Raw genomic sequence first — 24,344 nt, 5'->3', positions numbered from 1 at the left:
AAGGTTTTGATGCTCTTATGGCTCGTTCATTACGCTGATTACGTGCCACAATGCAAATGAACCAGATCAGCAATTCGTGCTTTATAGGTCAGAAAGTTTGACCTATCATCAGAGTAAGTTGGCGCATTGGGAGGTGCATCATGGGCCGGGAAGAGATCTCGCTGAACGACCGCTATGATCTGAACAAGCGGCACGTGTTGCTGAATGGCACTCAGGCACTGGTGCGGCTGATGCTGATGCAACGCGCGCGGGACGCGCTGGCGGGGCTGGACACAGCGGGCTATGTGACCGGCTATCGCGGATCACCACTTGGCGCGGTGGACATGCAAATGACCCGCGCGTCCGAGGTTCTGGTAAAGAACCAGATCACCTTTCAACCCGGTCTGAACGAAGACCTTGCCGCAACAGCGCTGTGGGGCAGCCAACAGGCCGAGTTGCGGGGCGAGGGCAAGTATGACGGTGTCTTTGGTCTGTGGTACGGCAAGGGCCCCGGTGTCGACCGGTCCGGTGATGTGATGCGCCACGCCAACATGGCAGGCAGCAGCCAGCACGGCGGTGTCATCATGGCGATGGGCGATGATCACACCGGCGAAAGCTCGACCACCTTGCACCAATCCGACTGGGCGATGCTGGACGCCTACATGCCCATCGTCAGCCCGGCTGGTGTGCAGGAGATTATCGACTATGGCCTCTATGCCTGGGCGCTGAGCCGCTATGCTGGTGTCTGGGTCGGTCTGAAAACCATGAAAGACACGGTTGAAGTCACCTCTGTTGTCGACGGCGACCCGCATCGCCTGACCTTTGAAACGCCTGATATACCGCTGCCAGAGGGCGGATTGAACATCCGGCTTGTCGACACGCCGCAGCTGCAAGAGGCGCGGATGATCGACCACAAACGCTTTGCGGCAGAAGCATTTTCGCGCGCCAACAAGATGGATCAGCGCAAATGGGGCAAGCCCGGTGCGCGCATCGGCTTTGTCGCGGCGGGCAAAAATTACCTCGACCTTGTGCACGCGCTGAACCTCTTGGGCATCGACGCGGATGAGGCGACGCGCCTTGGTATCACCACCTACAAGGTGGGGCAGGTCTGGCCGCTGGATATGGCCAGCTTTCACGAATGGGCCGAAGGGCTTGACCTGATTGTGGTCGTGGAAGAAAAGCGCAAGTTGATCGAAGTGCAGGTCAAAGAAGCGATCTTTGATGACCGGCAAGGGCGGCGCGTTTACGGCTGGCATAAGGGCGACGAGCATTCCGAAGGCCGCCGGGAAGAGGTGTTTCCGACGAAGGGCGACTTGAACCCGATCTGGATCGCCGAAAAGCTGGGCGGCATCTTGCAGGAAGAGGGCTGCAACGCGGGCGGTATCACCGCCGGGCTCGAGGCGATTGCCGCCGCCAAAAAGGCTGACAATGCGCCTGAACTTGCGGCGCGTCTGCCATACTTCTGTTCCGGCTGCCCGCATAATTCATCCACCAAAGTCCCTGATGGCAGCCGCGCCTATGCCGGGATCGGCTGTCACTACATGGTGCAATGGATGGACCGTGACACGGTTGGCTTTACCCAGATGGGAGGCGAGGGTGCCAATTGGGTGGGCGAGGCACCGTTCAGCAAGACCGGCCATGTGTTTCAGAACATCGGTGACGGCACATACAATCATTCCGGTGTGCAGGCGATCCGCTTTGCGCTGATGGCGGGCACCACGATCACCTATAAGATCCTTTACAATGATGCAGTCGCCATGACCGGCGGGCAGGGCAATGACGGTGATCTGACCGCAGATCAAATCTGCCACGAATTGGTTGCGATGGGCGTCAAACGGGTCGAGGTTGTCTATGACGACAAGGAAGACGTGCACGCCGAACTTTTCCCCAAATCGGTGATGTTTTCCGAACGTGCCGAATTGCCACGCGTGCAAGAGGAATTGACCAAGGTCAAAGGCGTCAGCGCGCTGGTCTACATCCAGACCTGTGCCGCAGAAAAGCGCCGCCGCCGCAAGCGCGGGCTGTTCCCGGACCCCGACAAGCGGGTCTTTATCAACACCGATGTCTGTGAAGGCTGCGGCGATTGCGGCGTGCAATCAAACTGTGTGTCGATCGTTCCGGCAGAGACCGAACTGGGCCGAAAACGCGCGATTGACCAATCATCCTGCAACAAGGACTTTTCCTGCGTGAACGGCTTTTGCCCATCATTCGTGACCATCGCAGGCGCGCAGATCAAGAAACAGGCAACCGCAGATGTGGACATCGGCGAATTGCCCGCACCGGTGCTGCCGCAGATCAACGGCACCCACAATGTGGTGATCACAGGCGTCGGTGGCACCGGGGTGGTGACCATTGGTGCAGTGATGGCGATGGCGGCCCATCTGGACGGCAAGGGGGCCGGCATGATGGAAATGGCCGGGCTCGCGCAAAAGGGTGGTGCGGTGCATATCCATTGCCGTCTGGCCGATACGCCAGAGGACATCGCCGCGATCCGGGTCAGAACGGGCGAATGTGACGCGCTGATTGGCGGCGATCTTGTGGTCAGCGCAGGTGCCAAGACGCTGGGCCTGATGCGCACCGGGCGCACCCGCGGGGTGGTCAACAGCCACGAGATTGTAACCGGAGAATTCACCCGCAACACGGATTTCAAACTGCCCGCCGAACAGCTTGCCCTGTCGCTTCAGGCGCGGCTGCGCGATGGGCTCGCGATGTTTGACGCCAGCGCGCTGGCCAAGGCGGTGATGGGCGACAGCATATATTCCAACATGATGGTTTTTGGGGCCGCATGGCAGCAGGGCGCGATCCCGCTGTCGGAAGATGCGATCCTGCGCGCCATCACGCTGAACGGCACCGCCGTGGAACGCAACAAACGCGCGTTTGCGCTGGGGCGTTGGGCGGTCCTGCATCCAGAAGAAGTGTCGCGGATCATCACACCCGACGTCACGCATTTGCCCAAAACGCTGGCAGAGCGGATCGCGTTCCGGGCGGATCATCTGGTGGCCTATCAGGGCAATCGGCTTGCAAAGCGCTATCGCAAATTGGTGGATCAATGCGACGGCCCGCTGCAAGAAGCGGTGGCAGAAGGGTATCACAAGCTCTTGTCGTACAAGGACGAATACGAAGTCGCGCGCCTGTTGCTGAACACAGAGGCCAAAGCGCGTGAGACCTTTGATGGGGACCTGAAACTGACCTATCACCTTGCGCCGCCACTGCTGGCCAAGACCGGTGCCGATGGTCGTCCGCGTAAGAAGGCTTATGGCGCACGCATGGCGCGGGCGTTTCCGGTGCTTGCGCGGTTCAAGCGGCTGCGTGGCACGCCCCTTGATCCCTTTGGCTACACCGCTGAGCGGCGCATGGAACGTGCGCTGATTGTCGAATACGAACGCGACATGGCCGAGGTGCTGCGCATTGTGACCCCGCAGACCCTGGACGCCGCGGTCGCTTTGGCGCGTCTGCCGCTCGACATCCGGGGCTTTGGTCCAGTGAAGGCGGCCAATGCGGCAAAAGCGGCCAAGCGCCGGGAAGAGTTGCTGGCACATTTACGCAACCCTGAGGGATTGAAGCGCGCAGCGGAATGATCGACTGTCGTAATTTCTTCATAGATGCGAAATAGAGTGTCGCACCAAGATGAGTGAGACGACAATGCGAACAGAACGGCGCATGGCCCGCGATATCAGCTATTCCCATTCCGCCGAAACTCGGCCCGGTCGTTTGATGATCCGCGCAATGGAGGCGGCAACAGGCCGCGGCAGGTTGATCCGCAAGGCCCGTGGTTACGGTCAAGAGGTTGCGCAGGGGGCTGATTTTTGGGACGTGATTACAACGCGTTACGGCATTGGACTTGATGTCGCCCGCGGATCACTCGACAATATTCCGCGCACCGGACCCGTGATCGTGGTCGCCAATCACCCTTACGGTATTCTCGATGGATTGATGCTGGGGCGGATCATGTCAGAACGGCGAGACGCTGATTTCCGCGTTCTGGCGCACAAAGTGTTTCGCGATGCGCCTGATCTGGAAAAGGTGATCCTGCCAGTCAACTTTGACGATACCAAAGATGCGATCGCCACAAACATCGCCACCCGCAAGGCGGCGCTTTGCTATCTGGAACAAGGTGGGGCAATTGGCGTCTTTCCCGGCGGCACCGTGTCGACGGCGGCCAGACCCTTTGCGCCACCGATGGACCCGGTTTGGCGCAACTTTACCGCCAAGATGATCCAGAAAAGTGACGCGATGGTGGTGCCGCTCTATTTTGACGGCTCAACCAGCCGTCTGTTTCAGGTTGCCAGCCATCTGCACACCACTTTGCGGATGGGGCTGCTGATCCGTGAATTCAAGACCCGGATCGGCACAGATGTGCGAATTTGCATCGGTGAACCGATCCCGGCAGCCACGCTGCGGCGTGCGCATCCCAACCCCAAAGACTGCATGGATTTCCTGCGCAAAGCCACGTATGACCTGTCTCCAGGGCCTGTTGTATCCACGACGCTGGGCCACGAATTTGAGGCGCGATACAAGGGCAAGACGCATGGCAGTCGGCATATTTGACAGCGGATTGGGCGGACTGACGGTTTTGGACGCGGTGCAAAAGCGCCTGCCAGACGTACCGTTGGTCTATCTGGGCGACAGCGCACACACCCCCTATGGCGTGCGCGATGCAGACAACATCTATGACCTGACCACTGCCGCTACGCAGCGGTTGTTTGATGCGGGCTGTGATCTGGTGATTCTGGCCTGCAACACCGCCTCTGCCGCTGCATTGCGGCGGATGCAGGAAGGCTGGGTGCCGCAGGACAAGCGTGTGCTGGGCGTCTTTGTGCCGCTGATCGAGGCGCTGACCGAACGGCAGTGGGGTGACAATTCCCCCCCGCGTGAAGTTGGCGTCAAGCACGTCGCCCTTTTTGCCACGCCAGCCACCGTCAGCAGCCGCGCATTCCAGCGCGAACTGGCGTTCCGCGCGATCGGCGTCGACGTAGAGGCACAGGCCTGCGGCGGCGTGGTCGACGCCATCGAAGACGGCGACCTGATCCTGGCAGAGGCGCTTGTGCGGTCCCATGTGGAGGCTTTGCAGCGCAAGATGCCAAAACCCGATGCAGCGGTGCTGGGCTGTACTCACTACCCGCTGATGGCCGAAATTTTTCAGGACGCCCTAGGCCCCGACGTCAAGGTGTTCAGTCAGGCCACATTGGTCGCGGACAGTCTTTCGGACTATCTGGAACGGCGGCCCGAAATGGTAGGGCCGGGGCAAGAGACCGCATTCCTGACCACCGGCGACCCGCGCCGTGTATCAGACCGGGCCACACAGTTCCTGCGACGAAAAATCGCTTTTGAAGCTGCCTGATTGATGCCCCTTGGGGGCTGCCTATATATCCGTATTGAAAGGGGTTGATCTGATGACCCATACCGTCGCTATTCTTGGCGCTTCTGGCTACACCGGTGCTGAACTGGTGCGGCTGATCGCCATCCATCCTGACCTGCATATCGCGGCCCTCTCGGCCGAGCGGAAAGCAGGTCAGCACATGGCAGATGTGTTCCCGCATCTGCGCCATCTGGACCTGCCAGGGCTGGTAAAGGTCGATGACATCGACTTTTCCACCATTGATTTGGTGTTTGCCGCCTTGCCACACGGGCTAAGCCAGGCGCTAGTCCGTGATTTGCCGGCGCATGTGAAAGTTGTGGATCTGGGCGCTGATTTCCGGCTGCGGAACCCAGATGCCTATGAACACTGGTACGGCAAGCCGCATGTGGCGGCTGATCTGCAAAAGACCGCCGTCTACGGCCTGACCGAGTTCTATCGCGACGACATCCGCACGGCGCGGCTGGTGGCGGGCACCGGCTGCAATGCCGCGACGGTGCAATTTGCGTTGCGGCCCTTGATGACCGGCGGGTTGATCGACCTTGACGACATCGTCTGTGATCTCAAATGCGGGGCGTCCGGCGCAGGACGGGCACTCAAGGAACAGATGCTGTTCACCGAGCGCGCCTCTGACGCTTCGGGCTATGCTGAAGGGGGCAAGCACCGGCATTTGGGCGAGTTTGATCAGGAATTCAGCGCCTTGGCCGGGCGCGATGTGCGCATACAGTTCACGCCGCATCTGGTCCCGATGAGCCGGGGCATCCTCGCGTCTTGCTATTTGAAAGGTGATGCGCATGCGGTGCACGCGGCGCTGACGGCGCAATACGCCAACGAGCCCTTCATAGTGGTGCTGCCCTTTGGCCAGACCCCCGGCACAGGGCATGTCGCGGGGTCGAACTTTTGCCATATCGGGGTGACAGGCGACCGGATTTCGGGGCGCACGCTGGTGGTGTCCACGCTGGATAACCTATGCAAAGGGTCCAGTGGGCAGGCGTTGCAGAATGCCAACCTGATGTTGGGGCTTGATGAAACGACGGCCCTGATGCAACCGGCGATGTTCCCATGAAGGGGCTCAAGAAAAAGCGGCGAATTCAGATCTTGGCGCTGTCAGGCGTCTGTCTGGCGGTGGTGCTGGTCATCCTTGCACTGCTGCCCGACGATTCCTTTCAATTCTTCCGTTCACCAAGCGAAGTGGCCGAAAACCCACCCGTCGCGACAGAGCTTTTCCGCATCGGTGGACTGGTGGCGGATGGGTCGATTGTGCGCGGTGAAGGGACCAAGGTTTCTTTCGCGGTGACTGATGGCGGGGCTACGATCCCTGTGACTTACGATGGCATTCTGCCCGACCTTTTTAACGAAGGCGAAGGCATGGTCGGGCAGGGACGCTACGTGAACGGCACCTTTGAAGCGGTTGAAATCCTTGCAAAACATGATGAAACCTACATGCCAAAAGAAGTCATCGACGCGCTGAAGGAACAAGGCACCTATGTCGCACCGGACGGTGCCGCAGTCACGAATTAACCAAGCGAGCGCAGATTGATTCCCAACGTGAGGGGATCATTATGCAAACAGTCAGACAAATCGCGTCAGAGATCGTGGCCCGCGAAGGCGGTTATGTGAACGACCCGTCCGATCCGGGCGGGGCCACAAACTTTGGCGTCACGATTCACACGATGCGCCGTCTTGGCCTCGACCTGGACGGGGATGGGCGCGTGACCACGGCGGATGTGCGCAGGCTTAGCCGCGATCAGGCCGAGGATATCTTCGTCAAACACTACTTTGAGGGACCACGTATCAACCTGCTGCCGGAACCGGTGCAGGCCAGCGTCTTTGATATGTACGTCAACGCGGGCAGCAATGCTGTCAAAATCCTGCAACGGCTGCTGAATTCCATGCGCATCGACGTCAGCGTGGATGGCGTGATTGGCCCGCAAACCGCGGCGGCCACAGCACAGGCTTTTGCGGCTGCACCTGACCACTTTGTTGATGCATACGGCATCGCGCGGCGCAACTATTACTACGCGCTTGCCGACCGCCGCGCGGCCAGCCGCAAATACGCGCGCCGCCGCGATGGTGGAAAAGGGGGCTGGATCACGCGCGCGGAAGAGTTCATTTCAGCCCGGTTTCACCTGACACCGGCGCAACATCAGCAAAGGATCGCGGCATGGGGTTGATCACGGGGGTAATGTCGATGCTGTTTGGCGATGGCCGCAATGCGGTCAGCCAGACGGTCGAGGCGTTTCGCGAGAACGCCGAAAACGCCGCACAGCGTGCCGCAGATGGCAAATCAGCCGCTCTGGCGCAATTTGCCACCGAGTTCGTGCAGCCGCGCAAGGGGCTGTTTGACCGGCTGGTGGATGCGATCAACCGCTTGCCGCGTCCCGCACTGGCGCTGGGGACCATTGCGCTTTTCGTGTCTGCCATGTGGCATCCGGTCTGGTTTGCGGATCGCATGATTGGCGTGGCACTGATCCCCGAACCGCTCTGGTGGCTGATGGGTGCGATCGTCAGCTTTTACTTCGGGGCGCGGCATCAGGCGAAAGGGCAGGATTTTCAACGCTCTGTCGTGCAATCGGTGGCCTTGACCCAAGCTGTAACCGCGCCCACTGGTACTCCTGATCCAAAAGACGAAAACGCCGCACTCGCCGAATGGTGGGCCAGCCATGGGCGTTGAGACGGGCAAGACGATTGAGGCGCGCGTTGCCGCTCTTGAAACCCATAACGCGGTCACTGCGGTGCATCAGGCCAATGTGGCCCGCCGTTTGGGCAGCATCGAAGATACGTTGAAATGGCTGGTGCGGCTGGTGATCGGCGGTTTGATTCTGGGCATGATCACCTATATCGTGCAGGGCGGCCTGATGCCCTGATTGGGCGCTGCTAAACCATTTTGCCGCAGTCAAATTCGCGCGGGTGGGCGTGTCAACCGCGCCCGCCTCGGCTATACAGCCCCCATGCTGATCGAGCTTGGACATTTCACCCTGATTCTGGCCTTTGCTGTCGCCATAGCGCAGATGATCCTGCCGCTGGTGGGTGCCCACAAGGGTTGGCGCGCCTGGATGGCCGTGGCCGAACCGGCCGCCACGCTGCAAGTGGTGCTTGTGGGCTTCAGCTTTGCGGTGCTGACCTGGGCATTTGTAGTCTCGGACTTCTCGGTAGAGCTTGTTTATCTCAATTCCCACACCGACAAACCGCTGCTTTACAAGATCAGCGGCGTTTGGGGGAATCACGAAGGGTCGCTGCTGCTCTGGGTGCTGATCCTTGCGCTGTTTGGGGCCTGTGCGGCGTGGTTTGGTGACAATCTGCCCCAGCGGTTGCGCGCCCGTGTGCTGGCGGTGCAGGGGGCCGTTTCGGTCGCCTTCTATGCCTTTATTCTGTTCACCTCGAACCCGTTTCACCGGCTTGATTTCGCGCCGCTCAATGGCCGCGACCTGAACCCGCTTTTGCAGGACCCCGGCCTCGCCTTTCATCCGCCGTTCCTATACCTCGGTTATGTGGGGCTGAGCATGACGTTCAGCTTTGCGGTGGCCGCCCTGATCGAAGGGCGCGTGGACGCCGCATGGGGCCGCTGGGTGCGGCCCTGGACGCTGGCTGCATGGATGTTCCTGACCGTCGGCATCGCACTGGGGTCTTGGTGGGCATATTATGAGCTGGGCTGGGGCGGTTTCTGGTTCTGGGACCCGGTGGAAAATGCCAGCTTCATGCCGTGGCTGATCGCCGCTGCTCTTTTGCACTCCGCCATTGTGGTCGAGAAACGCGAGACGCTGAAAAGCTGGACAATCCTGCTTGCGATCCTTGCTTTTGGGTTTTCGCTCCTGGGCACGTTCATCGTGCGCTCTGGTGTGCTTACCTCTGTCCACGCTTTTGCCAATGATCCGGAACGCGGGGTGTTCATCCTGTTGATCCTGGGGATCTTTTTGGGCGGTTCACTGGTGCTGTTTGCGTTGCGGGCCAGCGCGATGCAGGCCCAAGGCGTCTTTGGCACAGTCAGCCGCGAAAGCGCGCTGGTGCTGAACAATATCCTGCTGGCGGTCAGCTGCCTTGTGGTCTTTATCGGCACAATCTGGCCACTGGTGTCCGAACTGCTGTTTGATCGCACGCTGTCAGTCGGCCCGCCATTCTTTGATGCAGCTTTCACCCCCTTCATGGTGGCGCTGGCGGTGGTCATGCCGCTTGGCTCTCTGCTGGCGTGGAAGCGTGGGCGTTTGACCAAGGCGCGGGGCACACTGGGGGCCTTGGCGTTCCTGGCCGTTGCCGTGGCGGGGCTGGCCTTCGCGGTGCAAAGCGGGCGGTCCGCCCTTGGCCCGATTGGTCTGGCGCTTGGCATCTGGGTGATCGGCGGGGCCGCCCTTGATCTTTGGTTGCGCAGCGGGCGCGGCGGTGTCGCTGACCGGCTGCGGCGCATCACCCGGCTGCCGCGCGCGGACTGGGGTAAGGCCACGGCCCATGCAGGCATGGGTGTCACGATCATCGGGGTTGCTGGCATTCTGGCCTGGCAGGTCGAGGATATTCGCGTGGCAAACCCGGGCGAGACCTATGACGTCGGGGCCTATCAGGTGACCTTGCAGGATGTGCGCCGTGACCGCGGCCCGAACTTCCAGACCACCATCGCGGACATCGCCGTGGCCCGCGACGGGGCTCAGATCGCCGTGCTGCAACCTGAAAAACGGTTCTATCCAGTCGCCCAAATGCCCACAACAGAGGCAGGCATTCACAACGGTTTTCTGCGCGACATCTACGTTGTCATCGGTGATCCGCAACCTCAGGGCGGACACACGGTGCGTGTCTACGTGAAACCACTTGCGAACTGGATTTGGGGCGGTGCGATCCTCATGTCACTCGGCGGGCTATTGTCGTTGACAGACCGGCGATTGCGGGTCGGTGCAGCAGCGGCCAAGCCGGTGCCGGCAGAATGAAGCGTCTGGTCCTGATCCTGCTGTTTCTGGCTGCTCCATTGTGGGCCGTGGAACCCGATGAGATGCTGGACGATCCCGCGCTGGAAGCCCGGGCGCGCGAAATTTCGACCCAGTTGCGATGTCCCGTTTGCCAAAACGAAAGCATCGACGAATCTCACGCCGCCGTTGCGCGCGAGTTGCGGATCGTCCTGCGTGAACGGCTTGTCGCGGGCGACTCAGACGCCGAAGTTCTGGACTATATGGCCGCACGTTTTGGTGAATTTGTTCTGATGCGCCCCCGGGCTGCAGGGTCCAATCTGGTGCTTTGGTTGGCAGCGCCCGTGCTGCTGTTGGTCGGGCTTGGCATCGGTTGGTCGACGATCCGCAGACGCGACGTCGCCCCTCCTGTTGCGCTCAGCGATGCCGAAAAGGCCGAGCTTGAGAAAATAATTGGCTCGTGACGCAAAGGCGCGCTTTCCTAAACTGATTGGTTCACTAAGTTGTGGGCAACAGCATAAAGGACGCCGCCCATGGAATATTCTGCCATCACGCTTGTGACCCGCAACGACGTTGCGGTGCTGACGCTGAACCGGCCCGATGTGATGAACGCGCTGAATACGCAAATGCGGGCCGAGATCACCCATGCCGTCAACGCCGTCCAGACTGAGGCGCGGGTGCTTGTGATCACCGGCGCGGGCAAGGCGTTTTGTTCCGGCCAAGACCTTGGCGATGGTGGATCTGCGGCCAGCCTTGATCTGGAACGCACCTTGCGGGACGAATATGTGCCGATGCTGCGCGCCATTATCGACAGCAAAATCCCGACCATCAGCGCGGTCAATGGCCCGGCAGCGGGCGCAGGGGCGAACCTGGCACTGGCGGCAGATGTGGTCATGGCGTCTTATGATGCCTATTTCGTGCAGGCGTTCACCCGGATCGGGCTGATCCCGGACGCAGGCGGCACGTGGTTCCTGCCGCGTCAGGTGGGGCTTGCGCGCGCAATGGGGGCGGCGTTGTTTGCCGATAAGGTCACGGCCATTCAGGCCGCCGACTGGGGCATGATCTATGAAACCGCCCCGGCAGAGGAATTCACTGCCCATTGGCAGGCCCGTGCCGCACAACTGGCCGCCGGTCCCACCCAAACCTACACCTACGTCAAAGAAGCCATGCGCGCGTCCTTTGACAATGACATGGCCGGGCAACTGACGCTCGAGGCAAAACTACAGGGCAAATGCGGCCAGACCCGCGACTTTCAGGAAGGGGTCGTGGCCTTTCTTGAAAAGCGCCCCGCGAAATTCGAGGGGCGCTAGGGGTTAGACCTGCGCTGCCAACTGCCGTTCTGACAGCGCGCGGATGAACTGCCGTTCTTCGGGGGCGGGTGCGGCCTCCAACCGGCGATAGATGCGCCCATCGTTGGTCCGTTGCACAAGCCGTCCGTCAATCAGTGACCGGCGCAGCAGCACATGGTCGCCAAAGGCCTCTCCGGCTTGCAGCACGGTGTTGACCTCAGCCTCTGACAAGTCACGACGCGCGGGCAGGCGCGACCAGAACCACATCAGGCACAGGCGCTGCACGCTGGTTTTCTTGGGCCAGCGCTGCATGATGCCTTCCGCATCAAACACGCGCAACGCATCCTGCACGCGCTTTTGTGCGGCCTTGTCCGGTGCGTCCTGCACATCGGCATTGGCTTTCAGGTGTTGGTGATTGCGATAGCCTGCGGCGCGGGCAATCAGGGTCAGGGCTTGCGCTTGGCCCGGTGGGTCGGCAGGCCAGCTTTTCCGCAAGGCGCTGGTAAAGGCCGAAACATCCTCGATCAAGAGGGGAAGTGGGGACCGTGACATGGGGTTCCTCCAGTTCTGACGCGGTGTGTTGGGTCGAGAGCCGCCCTTGTCAACCGCAGCGTCACTGGCTGAACGGTCCGAAAGGTCAATGCAACAGGTTTAGCTTGGCCCCTGCGGGCTGGCGGCGTCTAGGCTTCCTGTCAGCCACGCACCGCCTAACGCAAAACGCCTTGCCGAAGCAAGGCGTTTTCACAAAGGCCGTCAGATCAGCCGTTGGGCCCACCGGGCCCGCCGTCGTCGGTGATGCCATGGACCTCTACGCAAAGTGTCTGTTCCAACCCGTCAACTTCGTAAACGAAAGTGGTCGTTTCGACATCGTTGTCGTTGAGATGGGCAAAGTCGTTTTCGAAAGAGGTGTTCAATGCAGAAAAGTCAAATGTGCCATCCGCATAGATCACAATCGTGCCGCCATTGCTGCCGGTGATGACCTGACCAACGTTGCTAGCATCGCCGCCCACTGACGTGACGCTGCTGCCCACTTCATTGTTGTAAAGAAGACTAAAGAACGCGTCTTGCGTGTCGGGATCAACGATCTGATCTCCGGGAAGAGGCGGAAAACCGGGAAGGATCGGGGCCGAAAAATCAGCCTCGGTGGTGATGTAGATATCGTCGCACCCCGGCTCGACTGGTGGATCCACGGGGAACAACGGTGCTGTGGTGCCCAGTTTCAACGATCCGTCACGGCTGCCACCTTCAACACCAACAGATGTCAGGCGCACACCAAAATCCTGCATACTGAAGTCAGCAAGGCTTAGCGCAGAGCCGTCAGATGTGGACAAGGTAAACGAGACGGACTGATAGTCGTCTGTCCCAATGCCTTGGGTTCCAAACTGCACGCCACCGTCAAATTTGCCCGCTTCCTTGATCACTTCGCCGTTCATGTTGGTAAAGCTGTCAACCTTGGTGATGCTTTCCTCTTTGAACGCATCCTCCAAAAGGACAGTGTCCAGCCCGGTGGACCCCAGATCGGTGCCGTCCGAGGTTTCCAGAAGACTGACGTCGATATTGTCGGCCACGTCAAAAAACAGCGCGTTAATGTCGCCGATCAAACCCGTCGCATTTTCGCCTTGAGTGATGACGGAGGTCGTGAAAGTCAGTGTGCCATCCATATTTTCGGTGATGGTCACCGCGACGTTGACATCGCCATAGATGATGAAGGATGAGCTTGCCATGTGTGTATCTCCAGTTTTTGCTGACGAGGTTTTGGGTGCCACACGCGGCCTCACTGAGGCTCAACCCGGACATTGTCAGCACGATACTGTGGCTTTGTTCTAAAAGAATGAACTGTCTGGCAAAAACGGGCGAATTAGCCACGTTTCCGTCGGAAATACACGCTGTCAGACCAAACACCCTCAATGCAGAACGTATTCTTGGCCCTGTGCGTTTCGTCAAAGCCAAGACTTCGCAGCAATCCGACAGAGGCTGTGTTCAGCGGGTCTGCGTCAGCGGTCAGGGCAGGGGCATCGGTCACTTTGAAAAGATGTGGGATGATCGTCTGCATCGCCTCGCGCGCGAACCCTTGCCGCCAGTAATCGGGATGCAATAGGAACCCGATTTCATAGTCCTTGTGCATCCCGCCGACACCGATCGCGTGGCCATCTTTTTCGAACACGAAATAGACCAGCCGCCGTGCTGCACTGGCGATCAGCCGGTCCAGATTGCCCTGCGTAGTCGCGCGATCGGGATGCGGTGGCGTGGACCAATAGCGCATTGCGCGCGGATCACTGTAAATCGCGTGCAGATCGTCCAGATCATCGGGCCGCGCTGCCCGCAGGATCAGCCGCTTAGTCGTCAGCATAGCAAAAGGGCCGCGCTATGGCGGCCCTGAAACTTAGCGGTTTTCGATGTCGACATAGTCGCGCGCTGTGCTGCCCAGATACAGCTGCCGGGGCCGCCCAATCTTGAGCTGTGGATCGTCAAGCTGCTCTTTCCACTGGGAAATCCAGCCCACCGTGCGCGACAGCGCAAAGATCGGTGTGAACATCGAGGTGGGGAAACCCATCGCTTCCAGAATGATACCGGAATAGAAATCCACATTCGGGAACAGTTTCTTCTCGGAGAAATACGGATCGGCCAGCGCCTGCTTTTCAAGTTCCTTGGCGACCTGCAGGGTCGGGTTGTTTTCGACACCCAGAAGGTCCAGCACCTCATCGGCACTTTCCTTCATCACCGTCGCGCGCGGGTCAAAGTTCTTATAGACGCGATGCCCAAAGCCCATCAGGCGGAACGGGTCATTCTTGTCCTTGGCACGGGCGATGAATTCGGGGATGCGGTCCACTGTGCCGATCTCGCGCAGCATTTCCAGACAGGCCTGGTTTGCGCCGCCATGCGCTGGTCCCCACAGACAGGCGATGCCTGCGGCGATACAGGCGAACGGGTTGGCGCCAGACGACGATGCCAAACGCACGGTCGAGGTCGAGGCGTTCTGCTCATGATCCGCATGCAGCGTGAAAATCCGGTCCATCGCGCGGGCCAGAATAGGGCTGACGTTGTAGTCGTCAGCGGGCACGCTGAAACACATGTTCAGAAAGTTCGACGCGTAATCCAGGTTGTTGCGCGGATACACGAACGGTTGACCGATGTGGTACTTATAAGCCATCGCGGCAATTGTCGGCATCTTGGCAATCAACCGGATCGAGGCGACTTCGCGCTGCCAAGGGTCATTGATATCGGTACTGTCGTGATAGAACGCCGACATCGCACCCACAACGCCGACCATGATCGCCATCGGGTGCGCATCACGGCGGAAGCCACGGAAAAAGTTCATCATCTGCTCGTGCAGCATCGTGTGATTGGTCACACGGAACTCAAAATCCTCAAGCTGCGCGGCAGAAGGGAGTTCACCGTATAACAGCAGATAGCACACTTCGAGGTAGTGCGATTTACCTGCCAACTGGTCGATGGGATAGCCGCGATGCAACAGCTCGCCCTTGTCGCCATCAATGAACGTAATCGTGCTGTCGGTCGACGCGGTCGAAGTAAAGCCGGGGTCATAGGTGAACACGCCCGCCTGACCGTACAGCTTGCGAATGTCGATGACGTCCGGGCCAGACGTCGGCGTATGGACAGGCAATTCGTAAGATTTTCCATCTACGGTCAGTGTCGCGGTCTTTGTGGTATCGGCCATGTATCTTCCCCATGTCAGCGCCGGGTGTGTGCCGGGCGTTAGTGTCGTGCAATCCGCCCATCGTTCACCATAAAAGCGTAACGAAAAGGTTTCAGGCCGATGCATCCTGAAGCCGGGCGAGTGTTTCCTCACGCCCGAGGACCAGCATCATGTCGAAAACACTGGGGGAAACCGCGCGACCTGCCAAAGCTGCACGAAGCGGCCCGGCAAGCTGTCCCAATTTCTTGTCGTGGCGCGTGGCCACATCGGAAACGGCTTCCTCCAGCGTGCTGCGTGACCAGCTATCACTTTGCAGGTGCGGCGTCAATTCTGAGAGTATACCACGGGATACCGAATCCAGCTGTTTTGCCGCTTTCTCATCTGGTGTGATCGGGCGAGATGTCAGGACAAAGTGTGCCTTTTCAATAAGTTCCGGCAGCGTCTTCGCACGTTCTTTAAGGCAGTACATCGCTTTCAAAAATCCGTCCGACTGCGTTTCCGTCAGCATTTCCGCACCGGTCGCGGCCAGAAAACCCTGCACTTCATGCAGCAGCGCAGCATCGTCAGCCGCCGCGATATGCTGGCCGCAGATATTATCCAGTTTTTTGAAATCAAAGCGCGCCGGTGATTTGCCGATCCCGTCCAGATTAAACCACTCGCGCGCCTGCGCGTCCGTGAAGAATTCGTCATCCCCGTGGCTCCACCCCAATCGGGTCAGATAGTTGCGCATCCCGGCAGCCGGATACCCAAGCGCCTGATATTCCGCCGCCCCCGTCGCACCATGACGCTTTGACAGTTTCTTGCCATCCGGCCCAAAGATCAGCGGCACATGCGCCAGCACCGGTGCGGTCCAACCCATCGCGGCATAGATCATGTTCTGCCGAAACGCATTGGCCAGATGGTCGTCGCCGCGGATCACATGGGTCACGCCCATATCGTGATCATCAACAACCACCGCCAGCATATAGACCGGCGACCCGTCAGAGCGGAGCAGGACCATGTCGTCAAGCTGCTCATTCTGCCATGTCACATCGCCCTGCACCTCGTCATGCAAAGTGGTCTGTCCTTCGCGCGGTGCTTTGACGCGCACGACAAAGGGCGCATCGGGGTGCTGATCTGCGGGCACATCGCGCCAGGGCGACCGAAACAGAGTTGATGTCTTTTCGGCGCGCGCCTTTTCGCGAAACGCTTCAATCTCTTCGGGCGTGGAATAGCACTTGTAGGCGGTGCCGCTCGCCAGCATTTGCTGTGCCACTTCGACGTGCCGGTCCGCGCGTGCGGCCTGGCTGATCGGCTCTCCGTCCCAATCCAGCCCCAACCATGTCAACCCGTCCAGAATGGCCTGCCGGTTTTCCTCCGTTGACCGCGCCTTGTCGGTATCCTCGATCCGCAACAGGAACTTGCCACCCCGGCCACGGGCATAAAGCCAATTAAACAAGGCCGTGCGAGCGCCGCCAATGTGCAAAGCCCCGGTCGGGGAAGGCGCGAAACGGGTGACAACGGACATGGGCGTTAACCTTTGGTTTACCGAAAATGGGGCAGTCTTGCAGCGCGGGATAAGCCTTTGAAAGGGCGGTGACAAGTGCAGCTCCTGACACAGATGGTCGATGCGGCACTGGCCCAGCGGGGAAACCTGATTGGGTGGGTGCCGGTCTGTCTGGGGATCGGGATCGCGGGTTACTTCAGCCTGCGGGTGGAACCGGAACTGGTGGTCTGGGCATGGGTCGCCGGGGCCGCCTGTGGGGCTTTGCTGCTGGCGCGGTTGATCCCATACGCAGCACAGCCGCTTGCCATCGGTCTGGCGCTGGTGCTTTGCGGTGCGATGCTTGCCAAGTGGCAGGCTGTCGCGGTGGACGCGCCCATCCTGACGTTCCGCTACTATGGCCCGATCGAGGGGCGCGTGGTCAATATCGACCGCTCTGCAAGCGACGCACCACGCCTGACACTCGATCAGGTCCGACTGGACCGCATCGCGCCCGACAGGATGCCCACCCGGGTGCGCATTTCCGTGCACGGCGATCAGCCGCTCACACAGTATCAGCCGGGCGAGGTTCTGATGACCACTGGCCATCTGTCACCGCCATCAGGCCCGGCAGAACCGGGTGGGTTCGACTTTCAGCGCCATGCCTATTTCGACGGTCTGGGCGCTGTCGGCTATACCCGCAACCCGGTGCTGCGGGCGGCCCCCGTCAGCCCCGGCAGTTGGCGTCACTGGATCTTTGCCAAACGCATGGCGATTTCGACAGCCGTGCAGCAGGCCATGCCCGGTGAAACCGGGGCCTTCGCGGCGGCCATCATGACCGGCGACCGCTCTGCGATGGGGCAGAGCACGCTGCAAGACCTGCGCGCGTCAAACCTTGCCCATCTGCTGGCGATTTCGGGGCTGCACATGGGCCTTTTGACGGGCTTTGTCTTTGCGGCCCTGCGGTACGGGCTGGCCCTTTGGCCGCGCGCGGCCCTGCGCTGGCCGGTCAAGAAAATCGCCGCCGTCTGCGCGCTGATCGTTGGGGCATTCTACCTTGCGCTGTCGGGCGGCAATGTCGCGACCGAGCGTGCCTATATCATGGTCTCTGTGATGTTCGTGGCCATCCTGCTGGATCGACGTGCGCTGACATTGCGCGCCGTGGCGATGGCCGCGATCCTCGTCCTTGTCCTGCACCCAGAGGCGTTGCTGGGCCCAGGATTCCAGATGTCCTTTGCCGCGACCACGGCGCTTGTGGTGGTATTCGGGCAAATGCGCCATCTGGACCTGCAGCGCCTGCCCAAGTGGACGCGCCCGGTGTTGTCAGTCGTGATCTCTTCCTTTGTGGCAGGCCTCGCAACGGCCCCGATCGCCGCTGCACATTTCAACCAGATCGCGCACTACGGGCTGATCGCAAACCTGCTCAGCGTGCCGCTCATGGGCACGCTGGTGATGCCCGCCGCCGTGCTGGCGGTCTGTCTGGCACCATTCGGCCTTTGGGGCATCGGCCTGTGGCTGATGGAGCTTGGCTTGCGCTGGATCCTCTGGGTCGCCCGCACGGTCGCGGCACAAGACGGCGCGCTCAGCCATGTGCCGTCCCCGGCGGGCTATGTGCTGGGCATTCTGACATTGGGCCTGCTGTGGTCGGTGCTGTGGCACGGCCGCGCCCGCTGGGCCGGATCGGTGGTGGCCGGCCTCGCGCTGCTGCTTTGGACCCAGACCCAACGCCCGCAATTGTTGATCGCCGACAATGGCGCATTAATCGGAATGATGACCCCGCAAGGCCGTGCCCTGTCGCGCGGCAAGGGATCGGGCTTTGTCGCCGGCATTTGGCTGGAGAATGATGGGCAACCGGTGGATCAGGCGAACGCCGCAAGCCGTCCGGGGCTCGATGTGCAGGGCAGGGTGGTGCGTGCCGCGCTTGGGGATTGGGAGGTGCTGCAGGTCTCGGGCAAGACCGCCCTTGCTGAATTGCAGGGTTGTGGTGGCGCCGACATTCTGATCAGCAATCAGTCCGAGGTGACAGACCGGCCCTGTCTGGTGCTCGACGCCCGGCAATTGCGGCAACACGGGGCGATTGCGGCCTCGCTTGATGCAGAGGGTGCGCTGGTGCTGACCACAGCACGGGACGTCACCGGCACACGGCCCTGGAATGCCCATGCGGCGCGGGGTGGCGTCCCTGATCTGAACGCTGCAATCGCAAAAGGACCGCAAACTGCGGCCCCTTTGTCGCGCATTGCGTTGGGTCAGTAGGTGCGGATCAAGCCCACCAACCGGCCCTGTACCTTGACCTGATCATCATTGAAGATGCGGGTTTCATATGCGGGGTTCGCCGCTTCAAGCGCGATTGTGCTCCCCTTGCGACGCAGACGTTTCAGCGTCGCCTCCTGATCCTCGACCAGGGCCACGACGATATCACCGTCGTCTGCTGTCGCGGTCTCGCGGATCACGACGACATCACCATCATTGATGCCTGCGTCGATCATTGAATCGCCCTTCACCTCAAGCGCGTAATGCTCGCCCTTGCCCAGCATCGACTGCGGGACGGCCACCGAATGCGACACCTCTGAAATGGCAGCAATCGGCACACCGGCAGCAATCCGGCCCATCACGTTGATCTCAATCGCGGCGGCAGTGACCGCCTGTGACTTCGGTGGAATGCTGTCCGGCCGGTCGCCGTCAATCACACGCGGGGCGAAGCCCGGCTTGTCCGCCATCGCATCGGGTAGCTTCACAATTTCCAGCGCACGCGCACGATGCGCCAGACGCCGGATAAAGCCGCGCTCTTCCAATGCGGTGATCAGGCGGTGAATGCCCGATTTGGACCGCAGGTCCAACGCCTCTTTCATTTCGTCAAAACTGGGCGGGACACCATCGCGTTGCACGCGCTTGTGGATGAATTCCAACAGATCGAGTTGTTTTTTCGTCAGCATCAAAGCCTCACAATTCAGGTCACGTGTGGCGGCACGTTTTGCGTATGTTCTACGCATGTTCCCGTTTTGTGTCAACAATCAGTGTGTCAGGTCGATAATCTCTAGCAAATCACCGGGCAGGCGCGCACCGTCATTCGGCGGGCGCACGGCGAGCGCATTGGCCGCGGCCAGCACCGTCAGAAGCGCGCTGTCCTGACGTTCGAACACGGTGACAGTGCCATCTGCCACCTGCGCGCGCATATAGTGTTCGCGCGGGCCGTTGCCGGGCAGGGCGTTCGCCAGCGGCAGGCGGCGGCGCGGGGCAGCCTGCGCGGGCATCCCAAGCATTGCGCGCAAGACCGGCAATACAAAGATATGGCCGCACACCATGGCAGAGACCGGGTTTCCGGGCAGGCCGATCATCATCGCACCATCCAGACGTCCGGCCATCAGCGGCTTACCGGGCCGCATCGCGATCTTGTAGAACGCACGTTCCATCCCGCGCGCCGCGGCCACACCACCGACCAGATCATGATCACCGACAGAGGCACCCCCGATCGTGATCACCAGATCAGCTCCCTTTGCCAGATCAAAGGCAAGGTTCAGCGCCGCATCCGTGTCGCGGGCGATGGGCAACAGGCGCGGCGCGCCACCATGCTGCGCGATCAATGCGGCCAATCCATGGGAATTCGAGGCGATGATCTGATCCGGCCCCGGCACTTCACCGGGTTGCACCAGTTCATCCCCCGTGGCGATGATCGCCACCTGCGGTTTGCGGGTCACGTCGAGCTGCGCGATATTCATCGCCGCCAGCAGGGCAATGTCCGATGGGGTCAGCAGGCGCGGGGACAAGGCATCGCCCTTGGCGAAATCGGCACCGGCGGGGCGAACATAAAGCTTGGTGTCATGCTCTGGCTGGACGGTAATCACATCACCTGCGCGCGTCACATCCTCTTGAATAATCACCCGCTGCGTGCCTTCGGGCATCGGCGCGCCGGTAAAAATTCGCACCGCTTGACCCGGACCGACGCGGCTCGCAAACCCATGCCCGGCAGCAGATTCACCAATCACGTCTAAGCTTTGGCCCGATGTAACCTCTGCATCTGGCACCGCATAACCGTCCATGGCAGAGGCGGCAAAGGGCGGTTGGGTGCGCGTCGCATGAACCGCCTGCGGCATATAGCGACCGGCAGCCAACCCCAATGGCACGGTTTCCACATCCAACGGCCGGGCCAGCGCAAAAAGCGCATCCAGCGCCTGGCTGGTTGAGATCATGCCTCGAACCGGCCTGATTTGCCGCCGTCTTTCAGCACCACCCGCACACCGCCGATGACCATGTCCTTTTGCACCGCCTTGACCATGTCATGCACCGTCAGTGCGGCGACCGAGACTGCTGTCAGCGCCTCCATCTCAACACCGGTCTGACCTGTGGTCTTCACGGTCGCGCTAATCCGCACACCGGGCAGGGCATCATCAGGCACCAGATCAACGCTGACCTTGCTGATCGGCAGCGGATGGCACAGCGGGATCAGCTCTGCGGTTTTCTTGGCGGCCATGATGCCCGCCAGACGTGCGGTGCCCAGCACATCACCCTTGGCCGCCGTGCCGTCCTTGATCAGCGCCAACGTGGCGGGCGTCATGGTGATATGCCCCTCGGCCACTGCGATCCGCGCGGTGACGGCCTTGTCCGAGACATCGACCATATGCGCCCTGCCGCTGTCGTCGAAATGGCTCAGCGGCATCTTATAGACCCCCGCCAGTCAGCGGATTGGCAAGCAATGTGCGCGTGGCACCGGCCACATCAGCCTGCCGCATCAGGCTTTCGCCAATCAGAAAGGTCCGCGCGCCATAGCGCGCCATATCGGCCAATTCCGCAGGCGTGTTCAGCCCGCTTTCACAAACGATCATCCGGTCGTGCGGCACCTGTTTTGACAGGGTCCGCGTGGTATCAAGCGTGGTCTCAAAGGTGTGCAGATTGCGGTTGTTGATCCCCATCAAGGGGCTTTTGAGGTGGCAGGCCCGCTCCAGCTCTGCCGCATCATGCACTTCCAGCAGCACATCCATGCCCCAGCTGATCGCTGCATCCTCAAGCTCTGCCGCTTGCGCGTCTGATACACTAGCCATGATGATCAAAATGCAGTCCGCATGCAGCGCCCGCGCCTCAGCCACCTGATAGGGGTCGTACATGAAATCCTTACGCAGCGCGGGCAAATCACACGCTGCGCGGGCAGCTGTCAGAAAGCTGTTGTCGCCCTGAAAAGATGGCCCATCGGTCAGCACTGACAGGCACGTCGCCCCACCTGCGGCATATGCCTGCGCCAAAGCGGGTGGGTCAAAATCTTCGCGGATCAATCCTTTGGACGGGCTCGCCTTTTTGATCTCTGCAATCAACCCGTACCCCTCGCGCGACGCGCTTTGCAACGCTGCCGCAAAGCCGCGCACGGGCGGGGCGTCCTTGGCCGCAGCCTCAACCGCGGCCAGCGGGGTCTGCGCCTTGGCAGCGGCGACCTCTTCCAGCTTGTAGGCTTTGATGTGTTCAAGGATCGTCGCGGTCATGGATCAGCCCAATGTATCGGAGTTTGCCCCCGCTCAATAAGCCATTGATTGACGGTTGAAAACGGGCGCGACCCGAAAAACCCGCGATAGGCTGACAGGGGGGACGGATGCGCGGTCTTTAGAACCAGATTGCGGCCTGCCTCTGGCGCAAACCGCTGTGCCGGGCCACCCCACAGCACATAGGCGCGGGGTGCGTCCTGCAGATGGGCAATGACAGCGCGGGTCAGCTTGTCCCAGCCCAGTTTGGCGTGGGCCTTGGCCTGACCCTGCGGCACAGTCAGGGCGGTGTTCAGAAGCAGCACACCCTGTGCCGCCCAATCCTCAAGATCTGTCTTGCTACGACTTTGCCCTGTATCACTTTGAATTTCCTTGAGGATATTTCCAAGGCTGTCCAGCCTGCCGCCGAAATCCCCTGGGATTGAGAAGGCCAGCCCGTCCGCTTTGCCAGGTGTATGATAGGGGTCCTGACCCAGAATGATCACACGCGTCTGGTCGGGTTGGCACAGTTCCAACGCACGAAACACGCGGTCCACCGGCGGAAAAATCGGTCCGGCCTCTGCAGTCAGCGCCTTCGCAATTTCCGGCAATTCGTTTCTAAAGAACGGCAGATCGGCCCAGGCCCCCAGCCGCGACAGATCAAACATCACGCCGCCGTCGTGATCTTCGCCATCTTGGCAAGTGCGGTCTTCGCGTGGCCTGCATCAATGCTTTCCATAGCCATTTCAACACCTTGCCGAAGGTTGATCGCCTTGTCTGCCACCACCAATGCCGCCGCGGCGTTCAGCAGCACCGCGTCGCGGTAGGCACCGGCAGCCCCATCCAGCAAGGCGCGGAAGGCGGCGGCATTGTCCTCGGGCGTGCCACCCAGAATGTCCTTGAACGGATGCACAGGCAGCCCTGCGTCCTCGGGGTGAATCTCCAACGACGTGATCTGACCTTCTGCAAGGGCGGCCACTGCCGTAGGTCCACAAATCGTGATTTCGTCAGTGCCGTCCGAACCATGCACCAACCAGGCCTTTTCGGACCCCAGATCGCGCAGGGTTTCGGCCATCGGAAAGATCAGATCAGGCGCAAATGCACCAGTCAACTGGCGGGTGACACCTGCGGGATTTGTCAATGGTCCCAAGATGTTAAAGATCGTCTTTGTGCCAAGTTCGACCCGCACCGGCCCCACATGCTTCATCGCGGGATGATGCATCGGCGCCATCATGAATCCGATGCCAGCCTCGGCAATCGCGCGTTCCACTACTTCTGGGCCGACCATCACGTTGATGCCCATCGCCCCTTGCACATCCGCGGTGCCGGATTTTGACGACAGGTTCTTGTTGCCATGTTTGGCCACCGGCACGCCTGCGCCCGCGACAACAAACGCCGTCGCAGTCGAGATATTCAGCGTATGTTTGCCATCGCCACCAGTGCCTACGATGTCGATTGCGCCTGCCGGGGCCTTCACCGGCACGCAGTGCTCACGCATCACATGGGCAGCAGCGGCATATTCGGCCACGGATTCGCCCCGCGCCCGCATCGCCATCAAAAAGCCGCCGACCTGCGCGGGCGTCGCTTCACCGCGAAACAGAATACCAAAGGCCAGTTCGGCCTGTGTGCGGGACAGGGGACCTTCGCTTGCCGCGAAGATCAGTGGTTTCATCGCGTCGCTCATGCCGCCACCGGCACGATATCAAGGAAATTCTGCAGCAACTTATGTCCGTGCTCCGACGATATGCTTTCAGGATGGAACTGCACCCCGTGGATCGGCAGCGTCTTGTGCTGCAACCCCATGATCGTGCCATCGTCCAGCTCTGCTGTGATCTCTAGGCTGTCAGGCAGGCTCTCGCGTTCCACAATCAGCGAATGGTAACGCGTCGCAGCAAAGGGGCTGGGCAGATCGCGGAACAGACCCTTGCCGGTGTGGCGCATCTGGCCCAACTTGCCGTGCACGATCTCGTGGCAGCGCACGACCTTGCCGCCAAAAGCCTCGCCAATCGTCTGATGCCCCAGACAGACCCCCATCAGGGGTGTCTTGGTCTCGGCGGCGGCTTCGGTCAGCGCAAGGCAAATGCCTGCCTGCGCAGGATCACAGGGCCCCGGCGACAACAGAATGGCGCTGGGGTTCATGCCCATCGCCTCTTGCACGTCCAGCGCGTCATTGCGGCGCACAACCACCTCTGTCCCCAACTCGCCCAGATAGTGAACAAGGTTGTAGGTAAAGCTGTCGTAGTTATCGATCAGTAAGAGCATGCAAA

24 protein-coding genes are annotated in these 24,344 nt (G+C 60.6%); 12 read left to right on the top strand and 12 right to left on the bottom strand.

Annotated elements, in window-relative coordinates; all coding sequences use genetic code 11:
- Positions 1–140 precede the first annotated feature (140 nt).
- The 11 genes from AB3Y40_RS08670 (at position 141) to AB3Y40_RS08620 (ending at position 11,534) form a co-directional block, all read left to right on the top strand.
- Positions 141–3,557: an indolepyruvate ferredoxin oxidoreductase family protein gene (locus tag AB3Y40_RS08670; protein ID WP_369438391.1), complete on the top strand. Its 3,417-nt coding sequence runs from the start codon at positions 141–143 to the stop codon at positions 3,555–3,557.
- Positions 3,558–3,621: 64 nt separating this feature from the next.
- The gene (locus tag AB3Y40_RS08665) at positions 3,622–4,527 is read left to right on the top strand and encodes a lysophospholipid acyltransferase family protein (protein ID WP_369439627.1); all 906 of its coding nucleotides are present in this window, start codon (positions 3,622–3,624) and stop codon (positions 4,525–4,527) included.
- Positions 4,508–5,320 (top strand): glutamate racemase, encoded by an 813-nt coding sequence (locus AB3Y40_RS08660; RefSeq protein ID WP_369438390.1) that lies wholly within the window; start codon positions 4,508–4,510, stop codon positions 5,318–5,320. The genes AB3Y40_RS08665 and AB3Y40_RS08660 overlap by 20 nt, the downstream gene beginning before the upstream one ends.
- Before the next feature lie 52 nt (positions 5,321–5,372).
- On the top strand, positions 5,373–6,401 hold the full coding sequence (gene argC / locus AB3Y40_RS08655; protein WP_369438389.1) for an N-acetyl-gamma-glutamyl-phosphate reductase: 1,029 nt from the start codon (positions 5,373–5,375) through the stop codon (positions 6,399–6,401).
- Positions 6,398–6,856: a cytochrome c maturation protein CcmE gene (ccmE, locus tag AB3Y40_RS08650; RefSeq protein ID WP_369438388.1), complete on the top strand. Its 459-nt coding sequence runs from the start codon at positions 6,398–6,400 to the stop codon at positions 6,854–6,856. The genes argC and ccmE overlap by 4 nt, the downstream gene beginning before the upstream one ends.
- 41 nt (positions 6,857–6,897) lie before the next feature.
- Positions 6,898–7,509: a holin-associated N-acetylmuramidase gene (locus AB3Y40_RS08645; protein ID WP_369438387.1), complete on the top strand. Its 612-nt coding sequence runs from the start codon at positions 6,898–6,900 to the stop codon at positions 7,507–7,509.
- The gene (locus AB3Y40_RS08640; RefSeq protein WP_369438386.1) at positions 7,500–8,009 is read left to right on the top strand and encodes a holin family protein; all 510 of its coding nucleotides are present in this window, start codon (positions 7,500–7,502) and stop codon (positions 8,007–8,009) included. Before AB3Y40_RS08645 ends, AB3Y40_RS08640 begins: the two co-directional genes overlap by 10 nt.
- Positions 7,999–8,202 (top strand): hemolysin XhlA family protein, encoded by a 204-nt coding sequence (locus AB3Y40_RS08635; protein ID WP_369438385.1) that lies wholly within the window; start codon positions 7,999–8,001, stop codon positions 8,200–8,202. Before AB3Y40_RS08640 ends, AB3Y40_RS08635 begins: the two co-directional genes overlap by 11 nt.
- 84 nt (positions 8,203–8,286) lie before the next feature.
- Positions 8,287–10,248, top strand: a complete 1,962-nt coding sequence (locus AB3Y40_RS08630) for a heme lyase CcmF/NrfE family subunit (protein WP_369438384.1) — start codon at positions 8,287–8,289, stop codon at positions 10,246–10,248.
- A complete protein-coding gene (locus tag AB3Y40_RS08625) occupies positions 10,245–10,688 on the top strand; it encodes a cytochrome c-type biogenesis protein (RefSeq protein WP_369438383.1) in 444 nt (147 codons plus the stop codon). Before AB3Y40_RS08630 ends, AB3Y40_RS08625 begins: the two co-directional genes overlap by 4 nt.
- A gap of 69 nt (positions 10,689–10,757) precedes the next feature.
- Positions 10,758–11,534: an enoyl-CoA hydratase-related protein gene (locus AB3Y40_RS08620; protein ID WP_369438382.1), complete on the top strand. Its 777-nt coding sequence runs from the start codon at positions 10,758–10,760 to the stop codon at positions 11,532–11,534.
- 3 nt (positions 11,535–11,537) lie between these two features.
- Here the strand turns inward: AB3Y40_RS08620 and AB3Y40_RS08615 are convergent, their stop codons facing one another.
- The 5 genes from AB3Y40_RS08615 to gltX form a co-directional block, all read right to left on the bottom strand.
- Positions 11,538–12,065 carry a DUF2087 domain-containing protein gene (locus AB3Y40_RS08615; protein WP_369438381.1) on the bottom strand — a complete coding sequence of 176 codons (528 nt, stop codon included), beginning with the start codon at positions 12,063–12,065 and terminating at the stop codon, positions 11,538–11,540.
- A gap of 206 nt (positions 12,066–12,271) precedes the next feature.
- Entirely contained in the window at positions 12,272–13,237 is a 966-nt protein-coding gene (locus AB3Y40_RS08610) for a VCBS domain-containing protein (RefSeq protein ID WP_369438380.1), read from the bottom strand.
- A 134-nt stretch (positions 13,238–13,371) separates the two neighbouring features.
- Complete coding sequence (locus AB3Y40_RS08605; RefSeq protein ID WP_369438379.1) at positions 13,372–13,863, bottom strand: GNAT family N-acetyltransferase; 492 nt, start codon at positions 13,861–13,863, stop codon at positions 13,372–13,374.
- Positions 13,864–13,896: 33 nt separating this feature from the next.
- Positions 13,897–15,192 (bottom strand): citrate synthase, encoded by a 1,296-nt coding sequence (gene gltA, locus AB3Y40_RS08600; RefSeq protein WP_369438378.1) that lies wholly within the window; start codon positions 15,190–15,192, stop codon positions 13,897–13,899.
- A 91-nt stretch (positions 15,193–15,283) separates the two neighbouring features.
- Complete coding sequence (gene gltX, locus AB3Y40_RS08595) at positions 15,284–16,678, bottom strand: glutamate--tRNA ligase (protein WP_369438377.1); 1,395 nt, start codon at positions 16,676–16,678, stop codon at positions 15,284–15,286.
- Between the two features lie 75 nt (positions 16,679–16,753).
- On the opposite strand from gltX, the gene AB3Y40_RS08590 reads away from it, so the two are divergent.
- Positions 16,754–18,886 (top strand): ComEC/Rec2 family competence protein, encoded by a 2,133-nt coding sequence (locus AB3Y40_RS08590; protein WP_369438376.1) that lies wholly within the window; start codon positions 16,754–16,756, stop codon positions 18,884–18,886.
- On the opposite strand, the gene lexA is transcribed toward AB3Y40_RS08590, so the two are convergent.
- The 7 genes from lexA to AB3Y40_RS08555 all read right to left on the bottom strand — a co-directional run bounded on the left by lexA (position 18,880) and on the right by AB3Y40_RS08555 (position 24,339).
- Complete coding sequence (gene lexA, locus AB3Y40_RS08585) at positions 18,880–19,566, bottom strand: transcriptional repressor LexA (RefSeq protein ID WP_369438375.1); 687 nt, start codon at positions 19,564–19,566, stop codon at positions 18,880–18,882. The genes AB3Y40_RS08590 and lexA overlap by 7 nt on opposite strands.
- A 78-nt stretch (positions 19,567–19,644) precedes the next feature.
- A complete protein-coding gene (locus tag AB3Y40_RS08580; protein WP_369438374.1) occupies positions 19,645–20,820 on the bottom strand; it encodes a molybdopterin molybdotransferase MoeA in 1,176 nt (391 codons plus the stop codon).
- Positions 20,817–21,287, bottom strand: a complete 471-nt coding sequence (moaC, locus tag AB3Y40_RS08575; RefSeq protein ID WP_369438373.1) for a cyclic pyranopterin monophosphate synthase MoaC — start codon at positions 21,285–21,287, stop codon at positions 20,817–20,819. The genes AB3Y40_RS08580 and moaC overlap by 4 nt, the downstream gene beginning before the upstream one ends.
- A gap of 1 nt (position 21,288) precedes the next feature.
- A complete protein-coding gene (gene trpC, locus AB3Y40_RS08570) occupies positions 21,289–22,101 on the bottom strand; it encodes an indole-3-glycerol phosphate synthase TrpC (RefSeq protein WP_369438372.1) in 813 nt (270 codons plus the stop codon).
- The gene (locus tag AB3Y40_RS08565) at positions 22,098–22,745 is read right to left on the bottom strand and encodes a uracil-DNA glycosylase (RefSeq protein WP_369438371.1); all 648 of its coding nucleotides are present in this window, start codon (positions 22,743–22,745) and stop codon (positions 22,098–22,100) included. Before AB3Y40_RS08565 ends, trpC begins: the two co-directional genes overlap by 4 nt.
- Positions 22,745–23,761, bottom strand: a complete 1,017-nt coding sequence (trpD, locus tag AB3Y40_RS08560; RefSeq protein ID WP_369438370.1) for an anthranilate phosphoribosyltransferase — start codon at positions 23,759–23,761, stop codon at positions 22,745–22,747. The genes AB3Y40_RS08565 and trpD overlap by 1 nt, the downstream gene beginning before the upstream one ends.
- A complete protein-coding gene (locus tag AB3Y40_RS08555; RefSeq protein WP_369438369.1) occupies positions 23,758–24,339 on the bottom strand; it encodes an anthranilate synthase component II in 582 nt (193 codons plus the stop codon). Before AB3Y40_RS08555 ends, trpD begins: the two co-directional genes overlap by 4 nt.
- Between the last annotated feature and the right edge of the window lie 5 nt (positions 24,340–24,344).

It is taken from the genome of Yoonia sp. R2331 (genome assembly GCF_041103235.1).
In the GTDB taxonomy this organism is placed as follows: domain Bacteria; phylum Pseudomonadota; class Alphaproteobacteria; order Rhodobacterales; family Rhodobacteraceae; genus CANMYO01.
The sequence above is the reverse complement of the archived record's forward strand: the minus strand, read 5'-3'. Positions and strand labels throughout refer to the sequence as shown.

Bases quoted from the DNA above. Each gene is read 5' to 3' on its own strand.
- gltX (WP_369438377.1), bottom strand. From the start codon at position 16,678: ATGTCCGTTGTCACCCGTTTCGCGCCTTCCCCGACCGGGGCTTTGCAC.
- AB3Y40_RS08665 (WP_369439627.1), top strand. From the start codon at position 3,622: ATGCGAACAGAACGGCGCATGGCCCGCGATATCAGCTATTCCCATTCC.
- AB3Y40_RS08630 (WP_369438384.1), top strand. From the start codon at position 8,287: ATGCTGATCGAGCTTGGACATTTCACCCTGATTCTGGCCTTTGCTGTC.
- AB3Y40_RS08635 (WP_369438385.1), top strand. From the start codon at position 7,999: ATGGGCGTTGAGACGGGCAAGACGATTGAGGCGCGCGTTGCCGCTCTT.
- trpD (WP_369438370.1), bottom strand. From the start codon at position 23,761: ATGAGCGACGCGATGAAACCACTGATCTTCGCGGCAAGCGAAGGTCCC.
- argC (WP_369438389.1), top strand. From the start codon at position 5,373: ATGACCCATACCGTCGCTATTCTTGGCGCTTCTGGCTACACCGGTGCT.
- lexA (WP_369438375.1), bottom strand. From the start codon at position 19,566: ATGCTGACGAAAAAACAACTCGATCTGTTGGAATTCATCCACAAGCGC.
- AB3Y40_RS08620 (WP_369438382.1), top strand. From the start codon at position 10,758: ATGGAATATTCTGCCATCACGCTTGTGACCCGCAACGACGTTGCGGTG.
- trpC (WP_369438372.1), bottom strand. From the start codon at position 22,101: ATGACCGCGACGATCCTTGAACACATCAAAGCCTACAAGCTGGAAGAG.
- moaC (WP_369438373.1), bottom strand. From the start codon at position 21,287: ATGCCGCTGAGCCATTTCGACGACAGCGGCAGGGCGCATATGGTCGAT.
- AB3Y40_RS08645 (WP_369438387.1), top strand. From the start codon at position 6,898: ATGCAAACAGTCAGACAAATCGCGTCAGAGATCGTGGCCCGCGAAGGC.
- AB3Y40_RS08615 (WP_369438381.1), bottom strand. From the start codon at position 12,065: ATGTCACGGTCCCCACTTCCCCTCTTGATCGAGGATGTTTCGGCCTTT.
- AB3Y40_RS08670 (WP_369438391.1), top strand. From the start codon at position 141: ATGGGCCGGGAAGAGATCTCGCTGAACGACCGCTATGATCTGAACAAG.
- ccmE (WP_369438388.1), top strand. From the start codon at position 6,398: ATGAAGGGGCTCAAGAAAAAGCGGCGAATTCAGATCTTGGCGCTGTCA.
- AB3Y40_RS08555 (WP_369438369.1), bottom strand. From the start codon at position 24,339: ATGCTCTTACTGATCGATAACTACGACAGCTTTACCTACAACCTTGTT.
- AB3Y40_RS08605 (WP_369438379.1), bottom strand. From the start codon at position 13,863: ATGCTGACGACTAAGCGGCTGATCCTGCGGGCAGCGCGGCCCGATGAT.
- AB3Y40_RS08640 (WP_369438386.1), top strand. From the start codon at position 7,500: ATGGGGTTGATCACGGGGGTAATGTCGATGCTGTTTGGCGATGGCCGC.
- AB3Y40_RS08625 (WP_369438383.1), top strand. From the start codon at position 10,245: ATGAAGCGTCTGGTCCTGATCCTGCTGTTTCTGGCTGCTCCATTGTGG.
- AB3Y40_RS08565 (WP_369438371.1), bottom strand. From the start codon at position 22,745: ATGTTTGATCTGTCGCGGCTGGGGGCCTGGGCCGATCTGCCGTTCTTT.
- gltA (WP_369438378.1), bottom strand. From the start codon at position 15,192: ATGGCCGATACCACAAAGACCGCGACACTGACCGTAGATGGAAAATCT.
- AB3Y40_RS08580 (WP_369438374.1), bottom strand. From the start codon at position 20,820: ATGATCTCAACCAGCCAGGCGCTGGATGCGCTTTTTGCGCTGGCCCGG.
- AB3Y40_RS08610 (WP_369438380.1), bottom strand. From the start codon at position 13,237: ATGGCAAGCTCATCCTTCATCATCTATGGCGATGTCAACGTCGCGGTG.
- AB3Y40_RS08660 (WP_369438390.1), top strand. From the start codon at position 4,508: ATGGCAGTCGGCATATTTGACAGCGGATTGGGCGGACTGACGGTTTTG.